Genomic DNA, 20,573 nt, shown 5'->3' on the forward strand with positions numbered 1-20,573 from the left:
ACGATGCAGACCAAACGACTGAATCTGGTGGATACGGCGTGGCTCAACGTCGATACGCCCAATGCGCCGATGCAGGTCGGCGGTCTGTTGACCTTTCAGATTCCCGAGGACGCCCCGGCCGATTTCTGCCAGCGTCTCGTGGATGCCTGGCGGGGCCATTCGGTGGCCGAACGGCCCTGGAACCAGCGGCTGCGCGGCGGTCGCTGGCGCAATGTCGCCCCCGAGTGGGAACTGCTCGATGCAATCGATATCGAGTATCACTTCCGCCATTCCGCGTTGCCGGCCCCCGGCGGCGAGCTGGAGCTGGGGGCGCTGACTTCGCGTCTGCACAGCCATCCACTCGATCTGACCCGACCGCCGTGGGAATGTCATATCATCGAGGGGTTGGCCGGCAATCGGTTCGCGCTCTATCTGAAAGTGCACCATTCGCTGATCGACGGGGTGGCCGGCATGCGGCTACTGGCACGGGCGTTGTCGACCAGCGTCGATGAGCACGATCGGCCGCCGTTCTGGGCGATTCCGCCGAAGAAGTCGTCGCGTCGGTCGTCGCCGGAAGCCCAGCGGCCCGGGCTCTATCGGGCCGTTTCACAGCTGGTCGGTGAGGCGACCGAGCAGGTCACTTCGCTATCGGGCTTCGCCCGCATCCTGCGCGACATGCTGCGTACCGCGCGCTCCGGCACCAACGGCATGGGCCTGCCGTTCGCGGCCCCGAGCTCGGTGCTCAACGGCCGGATCAATGCGCCGCGCCGCTATGCCACCCAGCTCTATTCGCTGTCGGAGTTCAAGGCACTGGCCGCGAGCGCCGGGGTGACGATCAACGATCTGCTGCTCACGGTCTGCGGCACTGCGCTGCGGCGCTATCTCGACGAGATCGGGGCGTTGCCGGACCGCGATCTGACGGCCGGCATTCCGGTCTCGGTGCGGCCGGCCGACGGCGAGGAAGAGGATGCGGCCGGTAACGCCATCACTTTCATCATCGCCAACCTGGCGACCACCGAGGGGGATACCGCGGTGCGCCTGAAGCGCATCGCCGAATCGACGCGGGCGGCAAAGCACAGTCTGGAAAAACTCTCGGGAGCGGCGATCACCCAGTACACCGTCGCGCTCATGGCGCCCTATATTCTGTCGCTGGTCTCGGGCATGGCCGGGCGGACCCGCCCGGTGTTCAACGTCACCGTGTCGAATCTGCCGGGCCCGCGAGAGGATCTGTATGTGGAGGGCGCCCGCATGGAAGCCTTCTTCCCGACCTCGCTGGTCACGCACGGCCAGGCGTTGAACATCACGATCCATGGCTATGCCGATACGCTCGGCTTCGGCTTCATCGGCTGTCGCGACAGCCTGCCGTCGTTGCAGCACATCGCGGTCTACGCCGGCGAGGCGGTCGAGGAGCTGCGCGCGCTGTACGGCAAAGGCGACACCGGCGGGCCTCGCCGGCGCAAGGCGCACGCCACGCCGGCGGGCAAGGACAACGGCCGAAAGACGGCAGCCAAACGACGTACGACGCCGGCTCGCTCCCGTGGCCAGAGTCGCACCGATACCTGATTCATGCACGAGGGCGAGCCTGTCGTGTCTCGTGCGCTTGCGTTTTCTTCGATCACCAGGGGTTTGAATGTCCGCCGATAACCGTTCCGCCGCGCGCGTCGATTTCGACGAAGTCATCCGGCGCATCGCCGACTATGTCTGTGATGGCGACATCGAGTCCGCCGAGGCACTGGAGACCGCGCGCTATTGCTTGATCGATACCATCGGCTGCGGCTTGCAGGCCCTGTCCTATCCGGCCTGCACCAAGCTCATGGGCCCGGTCGTGCCGGGTGCCGAGATAGCCGACGGGGCGCGTGTACCGGGGACGTCCTACCGCCTCGATCCGGTCACCGCGGCATTCAACATCGGCTGCATGATTCGCTGGCTGGATTTCAACGACACCTGGCTGGCCGCGGAATGGGGCCATCCCTCGGATAATCTGGGCGGGATTCTGGCAGTGGCCGACTATGTCTCGCGCACGCGGATTGCCCGCGGCGAGGCGCCGCTGACGCTGGCCGATGTGCTCGTGGCCATGGTCAAGGCCCACGAGATCCAGGGCGTGCTCGCACTGGAGAACAGTTTCAACCGGGTCGGGCTCGACCACGTACTGCTGGTGCGCATCGCGACCTGTGCGGTGGTCACGCACATGCTGGGTGGTACGCGGGCCGAGGTCACCAACGCCGTCTCTCACGCCTTCATCGACGGCGGCGCGCTCCGGACTTATCGTCATGCGCCCAATACCGGACCGCGCAAGTCCTGGGCGGCCGGGGATGCGACCTCGCGCGGCGTGCTGCTGGCCCTGCGGGTGCTGCGCGGCGAGATCGGCTATCCCTCGGCGCTCACCGCGCCGACCTGGGGGTTTCAGGATGCGCTGTTTCGCGGGGAGGCGATCACGCTGGGGCAGGATTTCGGCAGCTACGTCATGGAGCAGGTGCTGTTCAAGATCAGTTTCCCGGCGGAATTCCATGCCCAGACGGCGGTCGAGGCCGCGCTCACGTTGCACGCCGACGTGGTCGGGCGCATCGATGAGATCGAACGCATCCGCATCGAGACTCAGGAATCGGCCGTGCGCATCATCGACAAGACCGGGCCGCTGGACAATCCGGCCGATCGCGATCACTGCATCCAGTACATGGTGGCCGTACCGCTCATCTTCGGCCGCCTGACTGCCGCCGACTACGAGGACGATATCGCGGCCGACCCGCGGGTCGATACGCTGCGCGAGAAGATGGAAGTCGTCGAGAACGAACGCTTCACCCTTGAATATCTCGAGGCCGACAAGCGCGCCATCGGCAACGCGGTGCAGGTCTTTTTCAACGATGGCTCGGCGACCGAGAAGGTCTCGGTGGACTATCCGATCGGCCACCGCCGCCGCCGTGACGAGGGCATCCCCGAACTTCGAAAGAAATTCGCGGCCAATCTGGCGCTGAAGATCGCGCCCAAGAACGCCGGCCGGATTCAGGATATCGTGGCCGATCAGGCCCGCACCGAAGCGACGTCCGTGCCCGACTTCCTGGATCTGTTCGTCGTGTGAGCTCATCGGCACGCAATGACCGAGCCCGGCCGCGATCGTCGGCCGCGCCGGCGACTTGGCGGTGGCGCCGTCGTGGGTCCGGTCACTGGATCGCTGGCCGGCCCTCGTTATAATCCGCGCCTTGTTATCCTCGAACGCCCGGCGGCCCGTGTTGCCGGTTGCGTCGATGTTTCGTGCCAAGAGCAGTCTATGAGCCATGATGCCGCCGGTGAATCCGGCACCGCCCATGCCGGCAACAATTTCCTGAAGAATCTGATCGCCGAGCAGATTGCCTCCGGCGAGCAGCAGGGGGCGGTCGTCACCCGGTTTCCGCCCGAGCCCAACGGCTATCTGCATATCGGCCATGCGGCCTCGATCTGCCTGAACTTCGGGCTGGCCGAGCATTTCGACGGCGCCTGCCGGCTGCGCTTCGACGACACCAATCCGGATGCCGAGGATCAGGAATACATCGATTCCATTCAGGCCGACATCCAGTGGTTGGGCTTCGAATGGGACGGCGCGGTGCGCTACACCTCGAGCTATTTCGACACGCTCTACGGTTACGCACTGCATCTGATCGATGCCGGGCTGGCCTACGTGGACGAACTTTCGCCCGAGCAGATCCGCGAGTATCGCGGCACGCTGACCGAGCCGGGCCGCGACAGCCCGTATCGGGATCGCGACCCGGCCGAGTCGCGGGCGCTGTTCGAGGCCATGGCGCGCGGGGAATACGCCGAAGGCGCAGCAAGCCTGCGCGCGAAGATCGACATGGCCGCGGGCAACATCAATCTGCGCGACCCGGTGATCTATCGCATCCGCAACAAGGCTCATCACCAGACGGGCGACAAATGGTGCGTGTATCCGTCCTATGACTTCGCCCACGGCCAGTCCGATGCGATCGAGGGGGTCACCCATTCGATCTGTACGCTCGAGTTCGAGGACCATCGACCGCTCTACAACTGGCTGATCGCGCATCTGCCGGTGCCGGCACGGCCGGTGCAGTACGAATTCGCCCGCGTGAATCTCAACTACACCATCACCAGCAAGCGCAAGCTGCGTCGGCTGGTCGAGGAACACATCGTCGACGGCTGGGATGATCCGCGCATGCCGACGATCTCGGGTATCCGGCGACGCGGCTACACGCCCGGATCCATCCGGACGTTCTGCGAGATGGTCGGCGTGTCGCGCAGTGGCGGCACGGTCGATACCGCCATGCTCGAACATGCCATCCGCGACGATCTGAATACCCATGCCGCGAGGGCGATGTGTGTTCTCGACCCGCTCAAGATCGTGATCACCAACTGGGACGAAGACCGCGTCGAAACGCTGGAAGCGGCCGGGCACCCCAATCGGGATGATCTCGGCACGCGGCGTCTGCCGCTCACGCGCGAGATCTTCATCGAGGCCGAGGACTTCCGCGAGTCCGCCAACAAGAAATACAAGCGTCTGGTGCTCGGCAAGAAAGTGCGCCTGCGCAATGCCTATGTCATCGAGGCGCACGATGTGGTCAAGGACGAGAGCGGTCGCGTCGTCGAGGTTCACTGCACCTACGATCCGGACACGCTGGGCGACAACCCGGCCGACGGCGTCAAGCCCAAGGGCGTCATCCACTGGGTGTCGGCCACGCACGGCAAGCAGGCGCTGGTCCGTGTCTACGACCGGCTGTTCGCGGTCGAGAATCCGGCGCGCGAGGCCGAGCTGCTCGACGGTCTGAATCCGTTCTCGTTGACCGTGCACAAAGGGTGCTGGATCGAGCCGGGGGCCGCCGAAGTCGCTCCGGAGACTCGGCTGCAGTTCGAGCGCACCGGTTATTTCGTGGCCGACCGCTACGATCACGCGGTGGGGGCGCCGGTTTTCAACCGTGTTGTCGCCTTGCGGGATACCTGGGCGAAGATCGAGTCCCGCGGCGAATGAGCCGGGTGGGGGGTCGCAAGCGCACGCCGGTCTTCGACCGGGCCGACTGCGAGGCGCGGCTGGCGGCCGGCGTGGCCGCGCTCGGCGTCGCGCTGCCGGTCGGCGGCGCCGATCGGCTGCTCGATTATCTCGCGGTGCTGTCCAATTGGAACGCCACCCATAACCTGACCGCCGTGCGCGAGCCGGCGGCCATGGTCTCGCGTCATCTGCTGGATTGTCTGGCGATCGTCGATTTCATCGACGGCCCACGGGTGGCCGACGTCGGCAGCGGCGCCGGTCTGCCCGGTCTCGTGCTGGCGATCGCCCGCCCCGAGCTGCACGTCACGCTGTTCGAGGCGAACGGTAAGAAAGTCGCGTTTCTACGACAGGCGCGGCGCACGCTGGCTCTCGACAACGTCGATGTCATGGGCGGGCGCGTCGAGGCCGCCGAGGCGACGGCGACCTTCGATTGGGTGGTCACGCGTGCATTCGCCACCGCGGCCGATACACTGGCCCTGGCAGGCGAGCTCATCGGGCCGGTCGGCCGGCTGGGCTTGATGAAGGGTCGGGATCCGGCGGACGAGCTGGCCGATCTGCCGGCAGGCTTTGTGCATGAGGCAAGCCATCGGGTTCGCGTGCCCGGCCTGGATGCCGAGCGCCGTTTCACCATCGTCGCGCGCGATCCATCATGAATGCGCGGCTGGACGTCTCGCTTCGATGACTTAGACTCGGCGGGCCCGCGCTATCGCACGCGGCGGCCGGATCGAGTCAGGACTGATTTTTCATGAGCGAAATCATCGCCATCGCCAACCAGAAAGGCGGCGTCGGAAAGACGACGACCGCAATCAACCTGGCGGCCGCGCTGGCCGAGGCCGAGCAGCGCGTGCTGCTCGTGGACATGGATGCCCAGGGCAATGCCACGATGGGCGTGGGCGTCGACAAGAATGCGCTGGATGCGACAGTCTGCGACTTCCTGCTGGGCGAGAAGGGGGTGGCCGAGGCGCTCGAAGTGGTCGCCGAAGGTGATTTCTATCTGCTCGGCGCCAACGGCGACATGACCGCGGCCGAAGTCGGCCTGCGCGACATGAAGAACGGCCGGAGCGCGCTCAAGCGGGCACTCGACGACATCTCGGCCAGCTTTGATTACGTCATCATCGATTGCCCGCCGGCCTTGTCCATGCTCACCGTCAACGCGCTGGTCGCCGCGCGCGGCGTGATCATCCCGATGCAGTGCGAGTACTACGCGCTGGAAGGGCTCTCCGCGCTGCTCGAGACCATCGAGAGCGTGCGCCAGATGATCAACCGCGAGCTGTCGGTCGAGGGCGTCTTGCGCACCATGTACGACGGGCGTAACCGGCTGACCGGCGAGGTTTCCTCGCAGCTCATGAACTACTTCGGCGATTCGGTCTACAACACCGTCATCCCGCGTAACGTGCGCCTGGCCGAGGCACCCTCGCACGGTCAATCGATACTCGCCTATGACAGTTCGGCGACCGGGGCGGCCGCCTATCGCCAGCTCGCCGGTGAAATTCTGGGCCGCGACGACAACGAGATGGCCGATGGTCGCACGCAAGGGGCGAAGCGCGCGGTATCCTCGTTGTTCGGTCGGCGGCGAAAGAAAGCGTAAATCTCCAGGGGCTGTTATGGCACAGAAAAAACGCGGCCTCGGCCGCGGTCTCGAATCGCTGTTGTCCAACGACTTCGAGGAGGCCGGCGCGTCGGCCTCGCTGTCCGAGATCGCGCTCGATGATCTGGCGCCGGGGCGCTATCAGCCGCGCCGGGACATGGATGCCGATGCGCTCGAAGCGCTCGCCCAGTCGATCCGGGCTCAGGGCGTGGTTCAGCCATTGGTCGTACGCGCGGTCGACGACGCCGAGCACGACTACGAGATCATTGCCGGCGAGCGCCGCTGGCGCGCGGCCCGCATCGCGGGTCTGGCCACCGTGCCGGCCGTCGTGCGGGAATTCGCCGAAGAAGCGGCGATGGCCGTCGCGCTGATCGAGAACATCCAGCGAGAGGACCTCAATCCGCTGGAGATCTCGGCGGCACTCCGGCGACTCATCGATGAATGCGGTTTCACGCACGCCCAGTGTGCCGAGGCGGTCGGGCGTTCACGTGCGGCGGTGTCCAATCTGTTGCGACTGTCCGATCTGGTGCCGGCCGTGGCCGAGCACCTGCGCGCCGGGGCGCTGGAAATGGGACATGCGCGCGCGCTGCTCGCGCTGACCGGCGATGAGCAGATAGAGGTCGCCGAGCGCGTGATCGCACGCGGCCTGACGGTGCGCCAGACCGAGGCACTGGTGCGGGCCAAGCTGGAAGGCCCCGACCGGAATCAGCAGCGCCGGCCGGCAGCGCGCGATGCGCGCGTCACCGCGCTGGAGACCAATCTCTCCGAGCGGCTTTCGGCCGGTGTGAAGATCGAACCCGACCGCCGCGGCGGCGGCCGGGTGGTCATCCGGTACAAGTCGGCAGAAGAGCTCGATGCCCTGGTCGGGCGCATCGACTGAGCCTTGACGCGATGGAATCGGTCTCATCGGCGTATCGATTCTGCTGTTACATACACCGACATAGCGTCTAAAAACCGGCGACCTGCGGCGATCTTCGTAATCGTCATTTTCGGCGCTGAAATTTGTTGAAATAGACGACTAAAACAAGGTAGCCTCGCGGCTCGAACATAAGGGAAGAGCGCGCGTCCGGTACGCGGCCTCAGCGGGCAACTCGCCATGCGAAATGTAGTGACTCGATTGCTGATCATGCAGTCGACCGCCGCTGTCTGCGTGGCGATTCTGGTCAGCGTGATTTACGGGAGTGAGGCCGCCGTGGCCGCGATCTACGGTGGCGTCGTCGCACTGATCATGACGTCCATGCTGGCCTGGCGTATCAGCCAGGTATCACGGTCGGGTGCCGCGTTGCGCTGGCTCGTGATCGGCGCCGGTGAACGCATGATTATGGTGTGTGTGGCCTTCGCGGTCGGCATCGGTTTTCTGAACCTGGTGCCGATCCCGATGCTGATCGGATTCGGTGTGGCCGAACTGGCCTATTATCTGGCTGCGGGCCCGATGCGACGGTACATGCTCGAATTGATGGGAAGACGATACGATGGCCAATAGCGGCGGCGGTTCGGCTGAATACATTACACATCACCTCACCGACTGGTGTGCCGGCTGTACAGCCGACCACAAGCCAGGCGGGTTGGTCGATTTCAGCGTATTCACGCTTGATCTGATCATCGTCGGGCTGGTCTGTGCCGCGATCGTGGCGCTGTTCAGCCTGTTCGTGCGCAAGCGATTGACGGCGGAAGAGCCGGGCGCGTTGCAGGCCGTGGTCGAGGCCGGCGTCGAATACGTCAGCGACCAGGTCGGTCAGGTCTTCCACAAGCGCAACGACTTTGTCGGCGCGCTGGCGGTGGCGATATTCCTTTGGGTGTCGCTGATGAACCTGGCCGATATCATTCCGGTGGATCTTGTCCCCGGTGTGCTCGGCGGTATCGGCCATCTGTTCGGCGCCGATCACGTGTTCTTCCGCATCGTGCCGACCGCGGCACTGGACACGCCGTTCGCGATGGCGCTGGTTGTGTTCGTGGTCATGGTTTACTACCAGTTCCGGGCCAATGGCCCGGGCGGCTATGCCAAACGTTTCCTGACTCACCCCTACGGCAAGTGGGCGGCGCCGGCCAATATCCTGACCACGTTCATCGACGACGTCTCCAAGCCGGTGAGCCTGGCGTTGCGACTGTTCGGCAACATGTTCGCCGGCGAGCTGATCTTTGCGCTGCTGGCCATGTTGACGCTGTCCGCGCTGGCTCCGCCGAGCGGCATGGTCGCCGTCTGGGCGCCGCTGCATTTCCTGGGCGGCTTCATCTGGAGCGTGTTCCACCTGCTGATCGTCTTCCTGCAGGCCTTCATCTTCGCCGTGCTGTCCATCGTGTATCTCGGCATGGCCACGCAGACCGACGACCACTGACATGCATGCGGCCCGGGGCCGATCGCCCCGGGCGGAATATCGGAGACCGGCCCCGCGTTGCGGAGCCGGGTCTTGAAGTCGACGATACGCCTGTTGCGTTTCGTCGATTGGAAATGCCGGGCTCGTGCGGCATCGGTAAGAACGGGTCGCGAGATCCGAACATCGCTTAAGACGAGATCGACAGCCGGTTTCTATTTCGTCTTATTCGCCAAAGCTAGGAAAGTCGACTAAGGAGTAGCAATCGTGCATTCGGATCCACAACAAATCGCCGAGATCGTCGCCGCGACGGCCGTGGCCGTCGGCCTGATGCTCGCCGCCGCCGGCCTGGGCTCGGCCATCGGCTGGGGCCTGATCACTTCCAAGGCGCTCGAAGGCATCGCCCGTCAGCCGGAAATGCGTCCGCAGCTGATGGTCAACATGTTCATCTTCGCCGGCCTCATGGAATCCTTCCCGTTCATTCTGTTCGGTGTGGCCATGTGGTTCCTGTTCGCCAACCCGTTCGTCGGGACGCTGTCTAGTCTCGCCGGCGGCGGCTGAAGCCGGAGCGAATCATGGTCGCTATTACCGGAACGCTCTTCGTCCAGATTCTGGTCTTCCTTGCGCTCGTCTTCTTTATCAAGAAGGTGCTCTGGGGGCCGATCAACCAGACGATCGATGAGCGTCGAAAAAAGATAAGCGAAGGCCTGGCGGCCGCCGAGCGCGGTCGCATGGAGCTCGACGAGGCCGTCAAGAAGGCCGAAGCGCGCATGGCCGAAGCGCAGGAGGAGTCGCGCGAGCTGTTGGCCAACGCCCAGCGTCAGGCCAACGACACGCTCGACAAGGCGCGTGCCGATGCACGCGTCGAGGGCGAACGCATCGTCAACGCCGCGCGTGAAGAGATCGACCAGGCCGTGGCTTCGGCCAAGGAAGATCTGCGACGCGAGGTCGGCGAGCTGGCCGTGGCCGGCGCCGAGCGCATCCTCAAGCGCGAGATCGATGCCAAGGCGCACAACGACATCATTGATGACATCGTCGCGGAGATCCGCTGATCATGGCCGCCGATAACGTTTACACCCTCGCTCGACCCTATGCCGAAGCCGTATTCGAGCTCGCCGACGGCGCCGAGGCCCGCGAGAGCTGGTCCGACGCGCTCGCCGCGCTGTCTGCCATCGTCGAGAACGACGATGTGGCAGCGGTCATGGGCAGCCCGGCGATCAGCGATGAGGCGCTTGCCGAGGCAGTGATCGGTATCGGCGGCCAGGATTTCGACGCGCGTCAGGCAAACTTCGTGCGTCTGCTCATCGACAATGAACGGCTGGTCGTCGCACCGGCGATCGCCGAGCTCTACGAGGCTCGGCGCGCCGAGGCCGAGCAGCGCCTCGAAGTCGAGGTCGCCTCGGCCAAGAAGCTCACCAAGAAGCAGCAGGAAGCGCTGACCAAGGCGCTTGCCAAGCGTTTCGAACGTGATGTCTCGGTCAGCTACGTCGACGACGATTCGATCATCGGTGGCCTGGTCATCCGTGCCGGCGACACGGTGATCGACGGCTCGCTCACAGCCCAGCTGGCTCGCATGCGCCAGCGGCTCGCACACTAGAACAGTCGCGCACGCACCGCGGCCGAAGCTCGCGGCGAATTGGATTTAGAGGAAGACTTCCCATGCAACTCAATCCGGCGGAAATTTCGGAACTGATCAAGAAGCGGATCGAGAACTTCGAGACCGTCACCGAGTCCCGCAATGTGGGCACGCTGGTGAGCCTGGCCGATGGTATCGCTCGCATCCACGGCCTGGCCGATGCGATGCAGGGCGAGATGCTCGAATTCCCGGGCGGCACCTACGGTCTCGCGCTCAACCTCGAGCGCGACTCGGTCGGTGCGGTGTTGATGGGTGACTATCGACACATCTCGGAAGGCTGCGAAGTCAAGACCACGGGCAAGGTGCTCGAGGTGCCGGTCGGCGAGGCGCTGCTGGGCCGTGTCGTGGATCCGCTCGGCAATGCGATCGACGGCAAGGGCGAGATCGAGACCGACAAGATGGCGCCGATCGAGAAGGTCGCGCCGGGCGTGATTGCACGTCAATCGGTCGATCAGCCGGTCCAGACCGGCCTCAAGGCGATCGATGCCATGGTGCCTATCGGCCGTGGCCAGCGTGAGCTGATCATCGGCGATCGGCAGATCGGCAAGACCGCGATCGCCATCGACGCGATCATCAATCAGAAGGACACGGGCATCAAATGCATCTACGTGGCCATCGGGCAGAAGAACAGCTCGATCGCCAACGTGGTGCGCAAGCTCGAGGAACACGGCGCGATGGACCATACCATCGTGGTCTCCGCCGGGGCCGCGATGTCCCCGGCGCTGCAGTACATGGCGCCGTATGCCGGCTGTGCGATGGGCGAGTACTTCCGCGATCGCGGCGAGGATGCGCTGATCGTCTATGACGACCTGTCCAAGCAGGCCGTAGCCTATCGCCAGATCTCGCTGCTGCTGCGTCGTCCGCCGGGCCGTGAGGCTTTCCCGGGTGATGTGTTCTATCTCCACTCCCGGTTGCTCGAGCGTGCCGCGCGTATCAACGCCGATTACGTCGAGGAGCTGACCAACGGCGAGGTCAAGGGCCAGACCGGTTCGTTGACCGCGCTGCCCATCATCGAGACCCAGGCGGGTGACGTCTCGGCCTTCGTGCCCACCAACGTGATCTCGATCACCGACGGCCAGATCTATCTCGATACCGACAAGTTCAACTCGGGCAACCGTCCGGCCGTCGATGCCGGCCTGTCGGTGTCGCGTGTCGGTGGCTCGGCCCAGACCAAGATCATCAAGAAGCTGGGTGGCGGTATTCGTCTGGCGCTGGCGCAGTATCGGGAGCTGGCGGCGTTCGCGCAGTTTGCCTCCGACCTGGACGATGCGACCCGTCGTCAGCTCGAGCACGGCGAGCGTGTCACGCAGCTGATGGTCCAGAACCAGTATTCGCCGCTGTCCGTGGCACTGACCGCCGCGTCGCTGTTCGCCGCCGATCAGGGTTACCTCGACGACGTCGAGACCGGCAAGGTCCAGGCGTTCGAATCGGGCCTGCATCAGTACATGGAAGCCGAACAGTCCGAACTGGTCGCCAAGATCAACGAAACCGGCGATTACTCGGACGAGATCAAGCAAGGCCTGCACGCAGCGCTGAAGCAGTTCAAGGAATCGCACACGTGGTGACACGCCGCGGCGTGAAGCAGTTCAACGGAGTTTGCTAGATGGCCGGCGCGAAGGAAGTCAAGACCAAGATCAAGAGCGTTCAGAATACGCAGAAGATCACCAAGGCCATGGAGATGGTCGCGGCCTCCAAGATGCGCAAGGCACAGGAGCGCGTCGAGGCGGCCCGTCCCTATGCCGTGAAGATCCGTCGGACGGTCGGGCATATCGCTCGGGCCAACATCGGCGGCAAGCATCCGTTTCTGGTCGAGCGCGACGTCAAGCGCGTTGGCCTGATCGTGGTCTCCACCGATCGCGGGCTGTGCGGCGGGTTGAACATCAACCTGTTCCGTCGTGTGCTCGGCGAGATCCGGGACTGGAAGGCCGAAGGTGTCGAGGTCGAGCTCGTGGTCATCGGGCGCAAGGCGCTGTCGTTCTTCAAGCGTTTTGCCGGCGTGAAGGCCGACGTGGTCGATCTGGGCGATCGGCCGCATCTGTCGGAGCTGATCGGTCCAGTCAAGGTCATGCTCGACGACTATCGGGAAGGCCACGTCGATCGGGTCTTTCTGATGGGCAACGAGTTCGTCAACACGATGACGCAGAAGCCCTATCGACAGCAGCTGCTGCCGGTCGAGGCCAGCGAGGACGATGAACTGTCGGACCGTTGGGATTACATCTACGAGCCTGAAGACACCGGGCTCGTGGATGATGTGCTGGTGCGCTTCGTCGAGTCGCAGGTCTATCAGGGGGCGGTCGAGAACGTCGCCTGTGAAATGGCGGCACGCATGGTGGCGATGAAGTCGGCCTCGGACAACGCGGGCGAGATCATCGACGACCTTCAGCTCGAATACAACAAACAGAGACAGGCCGCGATCACCCAGGAACTGTCGGAAATCGTGGCCGGCGCGGCAGCGGTGTCGTAACCACGCATCGCGCTTGTCAGAACAGGATCAAGCGGCGGCCGCGCGCTGCCCAGTCGAGGAAACGCTATGAGTCTTGGAAAAGTCGTACAGATCATCGGGCCGGTCGTGGACGTCGAGTTCGACCGCGAATCGCTGCCGAATATCTTCGATGCGCTCAAGCACAAGGAAACCGGCCTGGTGCTCGAGGTCGAGCAACAGATCGGTGACGGCGTGGTGCGCTGCATCGCCATGGGTGTCACCGAGGGTCTGACCCGCGGTGGCGAGGTCGAGAATACCGGTGCGCCGATCTCGGTGCCGGTCGGGCAGAAGACGCTCGGGCGCATCATGGACGTGCTGGGGTCCCCGATCGACCAGAAGGGCGAGATCGGCGCCGACGACACGGCGCCCATCCACCGCGATCCGCCGTCCTTCGACGAGCAGGCCGGCAGTCAGGAGCTGCTGGAGACCGGCATCAAGGTCATCGACCTGCTGTGCCCCTTCGCCAAGGGCGGCAAGGTCGGTCTGTTCGGCGGTGCCGGCGTCGGCAAGACCGTCAACATGATGGAGCTGATCCGTAACATCGCGGCCGAGCACTCGGGTTACTCCGTGTTTGCCGGCGTCGGTGAGCGGACCCGTGAAGGCAACGACTTCTATTACGAAATGCAGGAGTCGCAGGTTCTCGACAAGGTCGCGCTGGTCTACGGCCAGATGAACGAGCCGCCGGGCAACCGGCTGCGTGTCGCGCTGACCGGCCTGACCATGGCCGAGTTCTTCCGTGATGAAGGCCGTGACGTGCTGATGTTCATCGACAACATTTATCGTTACACCCTGGCCGGTACCGAGGTCTCGGCGCTGCTGGGCCGCATGCCGTCGGCCGTGGGCTACCAGCCGACGCTGGCCGAGGAGATGGGCCTGCTGCAGGAGCGCATCACCTCCACCAAGACCGGCTCGATCACGTCCGTGCAGGCGGTCTACGTGCCGGCCGACGACCTGACTGACCCGTCGCCGGCCACGACCTTCGCGCACTTGGACGCGACGGTCGTGCTGGCCCGTTCGATCGCCGAGCGTGGCATCTATCCGGCGGTGGACCCGCTGGACTCGACTTCGCGTCAGCTCGATCCGAACATCATCGGCAACGAGCATTACAACTGTGCCCGTGGCGTCCAGCAGACGCTGCAGCGCTACCGCGAGCTCAAGGACATCATCGCGATCCTGGGTATGGATGAGCTGTCCGAAGACGACAAGCTGGCCGTGTCCCGGGCGCGCAAGATCGAGCGCTTCCTGTCGCAGCCGTTCTTCGTGGCTGAGGTGTTTACGGGGGCGCCGGGCAAGTACGTGCCGCTGTCCGAAACCATCCGTGGTTTCCAGGGCATCGTCGACGGCGAGTACGATCATCTGCCCGAGCAGGCCTTCTACATGGTCGGCTCCATCGACGAGGCGCTGGAAAAGGGTCAGCAGATGGCCGAGAAGGAAAAAGGCAACGAGAAGAAGGACGAGGCAGCCTGATCCGGCTGTCGAGCGTCTGATTCTGCAACGCAGCGCGGGCACCACGCCCGCGCTCTTCGCGACGGGCATTACTTATGAACATTCACGTCGATGTGGTCAGCGTCGAAGGCGAGATCTACTCCGGCACGGCCAATACTGTGTTCGCGCCCGCGGTGATGGGCGACATGGCCGTGCTGCCGCGTCATGCGCCCCTGCTGACGCGTCTGAAGCCCGGTAATCTGCGCATCCAGCATGAAAACGACGAAGAAGAGAACGTCTTCGTCTCGGGCGGTCTGCTCGAGGTGCAGCCCCATCTCGTGACCGTTCTGGCCGATACCGCCGAGCGCGCCGCCGATATCGACGAAGCGGAGGCGGAAAAGGCCAAGCAGCGGGCGGAGGAAACGCTTTCACAGGCCGAGGAGCCGGTCGATCTGGCACGCGCGCAGATGGAGCTGACCGAGGCGGCGGCGCGTCTGGAAATGGTGCGCCGGATCCGTAGCGGGCGCTGATCTCCGGTCGGCGCGAGCCGACAAACGCGTGTTATCAGGCAATTACGCGCGGCGTTCGACTTGAGAACCGACGGCGATCTGCCTAAATTGTAGGTCGTTCGTTGTTTAAACGTTGTCTTGCTCTTCGCTACATGCTGCGCTGTCTTCACCGGATTTTCGTTCCTGTTGCCCTGGGTGCCGTCGTGCTGGCGCCCGGTGCCGCGGTGCATGCAGCCGACGGCACCGAGACGTTCAAGGTCTTCAAGTCTTCGGACATGAACCGTGTCGTCCACGGTCAGGAGCGCCGGGTGAAGCTGTCCGAGGGCGCTGTCGGATTCGGCGATGCCTCGGCCTTCTTCGGGGTGGACGATCTCAGTGACGACACGAATCAATATCTGACCAGCGGCATCCAGTGGCGCAGCGGTGGGAATACCAACGACGCGCCGCTGGTGAGTATCGGTGCCATGCACACCGCGGCACGCGGCTCCGAAATCGGCAGCCAGACGCTGATGCGGGCCGAGAGTCAGCTGGATCTGGGTACGCGCTGGTACGTTCCCGATCTGTCGCTCGAGACCGATCAGCTCACCAGCGCCGGTAGCGTCGGTCCTGCCGTGCGCGGACGGGCGACCAATCTCGGATTGGCCCGGTCGGGCAGCCGCGGCGGCTATCGGGTCGGGTATTTCCGTGCCAGCGATGATTTCGATGCCTGGGGCAGCTCGTTGGCGCCGGGGGATCGCGGCCTCGAACTGGCCGGCCATTACGGCCTGGCAGATCGCTGGCAACTGTCCAACACGCTGCGTCTGCACGATGCCGATGTGCGGACGGGTACGGCGCACGGCCTGGTCGATGAATGGTCGCTGGCCGGCGCCGACTCGGCGCTGCAGATCGGTAGCCCGTGGCGGCTGTCCGGCCAGATCGGCAACGCCGGGGTCGCTGACGACACACGCCTACCGTTATCGGTGCGGATCGCGGCGCCCACCCATAGCTGGCGCGACTGGCGTGTCAATTCCTCGGTCGGTTGGTACGAAGGGGAGGTCAACACGCCGGACGGTCTGCCGATCGATGGCGGGCTATGGCGCCTGTCGGTCGACCGGCGTGTCAGTCTGGCCGGTCTGCAGGCCCGTATCGAGCCGCGGTTCGCCGTGGGCGGCAGTCGGTATGTCTCCGATGACTACGCCAGTCGTGCAGGCGTGGGCGTGATGTTCCCCGGCATGCTCGATCACGTCGCGTTCAACATGGATTACGCCACGCGGGGCTGGTCGACTGCGCCCGGCCAGGGCGACGTGCGCATGATGCTCAACTTCACCCAGAATGCCAGCGGCGTCCTGCCGCCCCTGCGATCGCTGACCCGGCGATTCCGCTGAACCGATCGCGCGTTCATGGGCCGGTCATCCGGTTTAGCGTGTCATACGCGCGGTCCGCTCGCTGATACTGTGGTATCGATTCCGGTCGAGGTCCGCGGGGGCGACCCAACGAAATCAAAAAGGATAGAGCGCATGCGCACTCGCAGCGGGAATACATCGTCTTACAAGCGCTCCGCGCTCGGCACGATCGTCGGCGCCGGATTGGTCTGCCTGGTCGGTTCGCAGGTCGCGCTGGCCGCGCCGACCGATGACAAGAACAAGTCGACGGATGCCAAGCCGGCGCAGTCCAAGCCGGCATCGTCGGGCAAGAAAAACGACGAGCAGGGCAAGGCCGATCCGAACAGTGCCTTCTCCTACGACAAACTTGTTGCCCGAGCCAAGTCGTTGGCCGGCAAGGACTACGAAGCGCCCAAGCAGGTGCCGCAGTTCCTGCGGGATCTCGGTGCGGATCAGCTGTCCAAGATCACCTATCAGCCGGACAAGGCGCTCTGGCACGGTAGCGATCAGCCGTTCGAGGCCACGTTCTATCATCCGGGGTCATTCTATGATCACGCGGTCAAGATTCACGTGGTCAAGGACGGCAAGGCCCAGACCTTCGCCTTCGACAAGAATCGATTCACATATCCCAACGCGGACCTGAAATCCAAGGTGCCGGACGATCTCGGTTATGCGGGTTTCAAGGTTCTGCATGCCCTGAACGATCCGCAAAAACGCGATGAGGTGATGTCGTTCCTCGGTGCCTCCTATTTCCGGGCGCTGGCCGCCGACCAGCATTACGGCCTGTCCGCACGAGGGCTGGCCATCGATACCGGCAATACGAGCAAGGGGGAGGAATTCCCGAATTTCACGGATTTCTGGCTGGTCGATCCCGGCAAGGAATCCAAGCAGATGACGATCTACGCGCTGCTGGATTCGCCGAGCGTGACCGGCGCCTACAAGTTCGTGCTGACCCCGGGCAAGACGACCAAGACCCAGGTCGAGGAAACCCTGTTCACCCGCAAGGCGATCACGAAGCTGGGCATCGCGCCGCTGACCAGCATGTTCACCTGGGGTGAAAACAGCCTGGCGCGACTCGATGATTATCGTCCGGAGGCCCACGATTCGGACGGCATGCTCATATCCTCGGCCAACGGCGAGTGGGTGTGGCGACCGCTGGTCAACCCGCAGAAGCTCTGGATGAACCAGTTCAATGCGAGCGACGTACGTGGGTTCGGACTCATGCAGCGTGATCGCGCCTTCGCCGATTACCAGGATCTCGACTATCAATACGAGAAGCGGCCGAGTGCCTGGATCAAGCCCAAGGGCGACTGGGGGAACGGCCATCTCGAACTGGTCGAGATCCCGTCGGACTCCGAAGTCAACGACAACATCGATCTGTACTGGGTGCCGTCGGATCCGATCAAGGCCGGCCAGCGCCTGCATTTCGCCTACGACATCGACTGGATGTCGCATGACGTGATCCCGGAATCGCTCGGCCACACCGTGGCGACGCGTGTCGGGATGGCTGCCGTGACCCCCGGTCAGCAGAAGAATCAGGTCAAGGTGGCGATCGATTTCGTCGGTGGTGAGCTATCCAAGCTCAAGGACGCCAAGTCCGTACAGCCGCGCGTCAATGCCGGGCGAGACGTGACGATCAACAATATCCAGGCGGTGCGCAACCCGCATACCGGGGGATGGCGGTTGTCGTTCCTCGTGCCGACGAGCGCACTGGATTCACCGCTCAACCTGCGCGCCTATCTGGCCGACGCCAACGGCGGCGGCCTGACTGAAACCTGGACCTATCTACTGTCGACGCCGTGAGCATGACACCGAACCAAGACAGTCCGATGGGGCGCGTCGAGATCTACCTCGACGCGCTGTCGGCCGACGAGACGCGTCGTCAGGCGCTGCGCGAGACGGTCGCGGCCACCGAGCCGGCCACCGTGGAGGCGGCAATGGCTGCCCTGCTCGACGCGCTGGAAGACGCAGGCCGGCAGGCCAGCCCACAGGAAGCCGAGCTGGCCGAGCGGATCGCGCTGGCCTATCCGGGGCTGGTCGATCGGGCTCATGCTGTTGGCGGCGGTGGCTATCGTGGTGCCTCGATGCCGCGGCTCAACCGATGGTCCATGTCGCCCGCGGCGATGGACCGGCGGCCGTGGCGCTTCCTTTCGCGTTTGATGCCGGGCGTGGAACGCCGGCTGCGCCTGCCGAAAGCGGTGCCCAGCCGGCTGCGCGGCATCGTGCGGTTGCGACAGATCATCCTGTTCTTTCTGGTAGCCCTGCCGGCAGCCGGTGCCACTTTCTATATGCTCACCGTGCTGCCGCATCAGGGTCGGGTGCCGATCGAAGTCGTCATTCTCGCGCTGGCGGGGTTGTTGTTCGCCTGGATTCTGACCGGGTTCTGGACCGCCATGGCCGGCTTCTTTGTCCTCTGGCGCGGCGACAAGCACCTTATATCGGCCGGTCCGGCGCGCACGGGGGACATCGAACCCAACGTGCGTACGGCAATCGTGATGCCGATCTATGAAGAGGATGTCACGCGCACCTTCGCTGGTCTGCAGGCCATCATCGAATCGCTCAAGGCCACCGGTCGCCTCGACGAGTTCGATGTGTTCGTGCTGAGCGACTCGGTCAAGCCGGACACTATTGCCGCCGAGCAGGCGACGTGGGCCGAGACCTGTCGTCGTCTCGGGGCCTTCGATCGTCTGTTCTATCGCCGGCGCCGGGCTCGTGTGAAGCGCAAGAGCGGCAATCTGGCGGATTTCTGTCGTCGCTGGGGCGGGCATTATCGCTACATGATCGTGCTCGATGCGGATTCGATCATGGTCGGCTCGACGCTGACGGCCATGGTCGACCGGATGCAGGCCAATCCCAATGTCGGGCTGATCCAGACGCCGCCGACGGCGGTCAATCGATCCAGTTTCCTGGCCCGCGTGCAGCAGTTCGCCACACGCGTCTACGGCCGCATGTTCGCAGCCGGTCTGCATTACTGGCATCTGGACAACGCGCACTACTGGGGTCACAACGCGATCATTCGCATCGCCCCGTTCATGGCGCATTGCGGGCTGCCGCGCCTGCCGGGGCGGGGCGCGCTGTCCGGTGAGATCCTGTCGCACGATTTTGTCGAAGCCGCGCTCATGCGACGCGCCGGCTGGGGCGTGTTCATCGCCTACGATCTGCCGGGCAGTTACGAAGAAGTCCCGCCGAGTCTGATCGACGAGCTCGGCCGTGATCGGCGCTGGTGTCAGGGCAATATCCAGCATCTGCGGCTGTTGTTCTCGGACAATCTGGCGCCGGCGCATCGTGCGCTGTTCGCCAACGGCGTGATGGCCTATACCTCGGCCGCCATCTGGTTCGTCTTCCTTGTGCTGTCGTCGACCGAGGCCGTGTTCGAGGCAATCCGGACGCCGGATTATTTCCCCTCGCCCGGGGCCTTGTTCCCCTCGTGGCCGGTCTGGCAGCCGATATGGGCGGTCAGCCTGTTCTGTGCCACCCTCGTGGTCCTGTTCCTGCCGAAGATCGTCGGCGTGGCGATGATCATCGCCCGCGGTCGTCAGAAAGAGTTCGGCGGCGTGGGCAATCTGATCGGCTCGACGCTGATCGAGATCATTCTGACCTCGCTGCTGGCGCCGATTCGCATGTTGGCGCATACCGTTTTTGTTGCCACCACGCTGATCGGCAAACAGGTCAAGTGGAACAATCAGCAACGCGCGGATGCGACCGTGCCATGGCTTGCAGCACTGCGTTTCCATCTGCCGGGCATGGTGCTGGCCGTGGCCTGGGGCGCCGTACTCTATATCTATACGCCCGGGTTCTTTCCCTGGCTGCTCCCGATTCTGGTGCCGTTGTTCTTTGCACCGATCGTGACCGTGATCACGTCACGAACGGATATCGGTGTCTGGATGCGCCGCAAGGGTTTGCAGCTGATTCCCGAGGAATCCGTGGCGCCACGCGAGCTGACACGCGTGATCGAGCTGGAGGACGGCGCGCAACGCGAAGCCGGACTGATCGATATCATCGTCGACCCGCGTCTCAATGCCCTGCATCTGGGCCTGCAGGGCAGCCCGCGACACCTGTCCGAGGATCTGAGCGCACAGCGGGCGGCGCTGGCCGAAAAAGCATTGGCCGAAGGCCCGACGGCTCTGGCCGAGCGCGAACAGCGAGAGCTGCTGGCGGATCCGGAGCGTCTGGCCTGGCTGCATCGCCAGATATGGCAGGCAGATACGATGCCGGACTGGGCACGGTCGGCGCTCGCGGATTAACTTATGACGGTGTGGGCCGTATAGTGCGCGCATAGTCCGACCAGGCACGA

At 64.3% G+C, this 20,573-nt stretch carries 18 protein-coding genes; all 18 read left to right on the forward strand.

Going from position 1 to position 20,573, the window contains the following annotated elements; translation table 11 throughout:
- Positions 1–3 precede the first annotated feature (3 nt).
- Complete coding sequence (locus tag D3260_RS08560) at positions 4–1,542, forward strand: wax ester/triacylglycerol synthase family O-acyltransferase (protein ID WP_120098174.1); 1,539 nt, start codon at positions 4–6, stop codon at positions 1,540–1,542.
- Between the two features lie 67 nt (positions 1,543–1,609).
- Positions 1,610–3,055, forward strand: a complete 1,446-nt coding sequence (locus D3260_RS08565; RefSeq protein WP_120098175.1) for a bifunctional 2-methylcitrate dehydratase/aconitate hydratase — start codon at positions 1,610–1,612, stop codon at positions 3,053–3,055.
- A gap of 189 nt (positions 3,056–3,244) precedes the next feature.
- Positions 3,245–4,948: a glutamine--tRNA ligase/YqeY domain fusion protein gene (locus D3260_RS08570; protein ID WP_120098176.1), complete on the forward strand. Its 1,704-nt coding sequence runs from the start codon at positions 3,245–3,247 to the stop codon at positions 4,946–4,948.
- Positions 4,945–5,619 carry a 16S rRNA (guanine(527)-N(7))-methyltransferase RsmG gene (gene rsmG / locus D3260_RS08575; RefSeq protein WP_120098177.1) on the forward strand — a complete coding sequence of 225 codons (675 nt, stop codon included), beginning with the start codon at positions 4,945–4,947 and terminating at the stop codon, positions 5,617–5,619. Before D3260_RS08570 ends, rsmG begins: the two co-directional genes overlap by 4 nt.
- A gap of 92 nt (positions 5,620–5,711) precedes the next feature.
- The gene (locus tag D3260_RS08580) at positions 5,712–6,554 is read left to right on the forward strand and encodes a ParA family protein (protein WP_120098178.1); all 843 of its coding nucleotides are present in this window, start codon (positions 5,712–5,714) and stop codon (positions 6,552–6,554) included.
- Between the two features lie 16 nt (positions 6,555–6,570).
- Complete coding sequence (locus tag D3260_RS08585; protein WP_120098179.1) at positions 6,571–7,434, forward strand: ParB/RepB/Spo0J family partition protein; 864 nt, start codon at positions 6,571–6,573, stop codon at positions 7,432–7,434.
- 216 nt (positions 7,435–7,650) lie between these two features.
- Positions 7,651–8,037, forward strand: coding sequence for an ATP synthase subunit I (locus D3260_RS08590; protein WP_120098180.1), 387 nt, complete (start codon positions 7,651–7,653; stop codon positions 8,035–8,037).
- On the forward strand, positions 8,027–8,890 hold the full coding sequence (gene atpB / locus D3260_RS08595; protein WP_120098181.1) for a F0F1 ATP synthase subunit A: 864 nt from the start codon (positions 8,027–8,029) through the stop codon (positions 8,888–8,890). The genes D3260_RS08590 and atpB overlap by 11 nt, the downstream gene beginning before the upstream one ends.
- A 243-nt stretch (positions 8,891–9,133) precedes the next feature.
- The gene (atpE, locus tag D3260_RS08600) at positions 9,134–9,427 is read left to right on the forward strand and encodes a F0F1 ATP synthase subunit C (protein WP_037336558.1); all 294 of its coding nucleotides are present in this window, start codon (positions 9,134–9,136) and stop codon (positions 9,425–9,427) included.
- Between the two features lie 14 nt (positions 9,428–9,441).
- The gene (locus D3260_RS08605; protein ID WP_120098182.1) at positions 9,442–9,918 is read left to right on the forward strand and encodes a F0F1 ATP synthase subunit B; all 477 of its coding nucleotides are present in this window, start codon (positions 9,442–9,444) and stop codon (positions 9,916–9,918) included.
- Positions 9,919–9,920: 2 nt separating this feature from the next.
- Positions 9,921–10,463: a F0F1 ATP synthase subunit delta gene (locus D3260_RS08610; protein WP_120098183.1), complete on the forward strand. Its 543-nt coding sequence runs from the start codon at positions 9,921–9,923 to the stop codon at positions 10,461–10,463.
- Positions 10,464–10,525: 62 nt separating this feature from the next.
- Positions 10,526–12,067, forward strand: a complete 1,542-nt coding sequence (gene atpA / locus D3260_RS08615) for a F0F1 ATP synthase subunit alpha (protein WP_120098184.1) — start codon at positions 10,526–10,528, stop codon at positions 12,065–12,067.
- Between the two features lie 38 nt (positions 12,068–12,105).
- A complete protein-coding gene (gene atpG, locus D3260_RS08620) occupies positions 12,106–12,966 on the forward strand; it encodes a F0F1 ATP synthase subunit gamma (RefSeq protein ID WP_120098185.1) in 861 nt (286 codons plus the stop codon).
- 66 nt (positions 12,967–13,032) lie between these two features.
- Positions 13,033–14,451: a F0F1 ATP synthase subunit beta gene (atpD, locus tag D3260_RS08625; RefSeq protein WP_120098186.1), complete on the forward strand. Its 1,419-nt coding sequence runs from the start codon at positions 13,033–13,035 to the stop codon at positions 14,449–14,451.
- Positions 14,452–14,525: 74 nt separating this feature from the next.
- Positions 14,526–14,939 (forward strand): F0F1 ATP synthase subunit epsilon, encoded by a 414-nt coding sequence (locus D3260_RS08630; protein ID WP_120098187.1) that lies wholly within the window; start codon positions 14,526–14,528, stop codon positions 14,937–14,939.
- A gap of 131 nt (positions 14,940–15,070) precedes the next feature.
- Positions 15,071–16,282: a hypothetical protein gene (locus D3260_RS08635; RefSeq protein ID WP_120098188.1), complete on the forward strand. Its 1,212-nt coding sequence runs from the start codon at positions 15,071–15,073 to the stop codon at positions 16,280–16,282.
- A 132-nt stretch (positions 16,283–16,414) separates the two neighbouring features.
- Positions 16,415–18,082, forward strand: coding sequence for a glucan biosynthesis protein (locus D3260_RS08640; protein ID WP_158583468.1), 1,668 nt, complete (start codon positions 16,415–16,417; stop codon positions 18,080–18,082).
- Positions 18,083–18,084: 2 nt separating this feature from the next.
- Complete coding sequence (gene mdoH / locus D3260_RS08645) at positions 18,085–20,523, forward strand: glucans biosynthesis glucosyltransferase MdoH (protein ID WP_120098190.1); 2,439 nt, start codon at positions 18,085–18,087, stop codon at positions 20,521–20,523.
- The last annotated feature ends 50 nt before the right edge of the window (positions 20,524–20,573 follow it).

This window comes from Salinisphaera sp. Q1T1-3 (assembly GCF_003602005.1).
Classification (GTDB): Bacteria; Pseudomonadota; Gammaproteobacteria; order Nevskiales; family Salinisphaeraceae; genus Salinisphaera.

Bases quoted from the DNA above. Each gene is read 5' to 3' on its own strand.
- D3260_RS08585 (WP_120098179.1), top strand. From the start codon at position 6,571: ATGGCACAGAAAAAACGCGGCCTCGGCCGCGGTCTCGAATCGCTGTTG.
- D3260_RS08610 (WP_120098183.1), top strand. From the start codon at position 9,921: ATGGCCGCCGATAACGTTTACACCCTCGCTCGACCCTATGCCGAAGCC.
- atpD (WP_120098186.1), top strand. From the start codon at position 13,033: ATGAGTCTTGGAAAAGTCGTACAGATCATCGGGCCGGTCGTGGACGTC.
- mdoH (WP_120098190.1), top strand. From the start codon at position 18,085: ATGACACCGAACCAAGACAGTCCGATGGGGCGCGTCGAGATCTACCTC.
- atpG (WP_120098185.1), top strand. From the start codon at position 12,106: ATGGCCGGCGCGAAGGAAGTCAAGACCAAGATCAAGAGCGTTCAGAAT.
- D3260_RS08605 (WP_120098182.1), top strand. From the start codon at position 9,442: ATGGTCGCTATTACCGGAACGCTCTTCGTCCAGATTCTGGTCTTCCTT.
- rsmG (WP_120098177.1), top strand. From the start codon at position 4,945: ATGAGCCGGGTGGGGGGTCGCAAGCGCACGCCGGTCTTCGACCGGGCC.
- D3260_RS08570 (WP_120098176.1), top strand. From the start codon at position 3,245: ATGAGCCATGATGCCGCCGGTGAATCCGGCACCGCCCATGCCGGCAAC.
- D3260_RS08635 (WP_120098188.1), top strand. From the start codon at position 15,071: ATGCTGCGCTGTCTTCACCGGATTTTCGTTCCTGTTGCCCTGGGTGCC.
- D3260_RS08560 (WP_120098174.1), top strand. From the start codon at position 4: ATGCAGACCAAACGACTGAATCTGGTGGATACGGCGTGGCTCAACGTC.
- D3260_RS08630 (WP_120098187.1), top strand. From the start codon at position 14,526: ATGAACATTCACGTCGATGTGGTCAGCGTCGAAGGCGAGATCTACTCC.
- D3260_RS08590 (WP_120098180.1), top strand. From the start codon at position 7,651: ATGCGAAATGTAGTGACTCGATTGCTGATCATGCAGTCGACCGCCGCT.
- D3260_RS08565 (WP_120098175.1), top strand. From the start codon at position 1,610: ATGTCCGCCGATAACCGTTCCGCCGCGCGCGTCGATTTCGACGAAGTC.
- D3260_RS08640 (WP_158583468.1), top strand. From the start codon at position 16,415: ATGCGCACTCGCAGCGGGAATACATCGTCTTACAAGCGCTCCGCGCTC.
- atpB (WP_120098181.1), top strand. From the start codon at position 8,027: ATGGCCAATAGCGGCGGCGGTTCGGCTGAATACATTACACATCACCTC.
- D3260_RS08580 (WP_120098178.1), top strand. From the start codon at position 5,712: ATGAGCGAAATCATCGCCATCGCCAACCAGAAAGGCGGCGTCGGAAAG.
- atpA (WP_120098184.1), top strand. From the start codon at position 10,526: ATGCAACTCAATCCGGCGGAAATTTCGGAACTGATCAAGAAGCGGATC.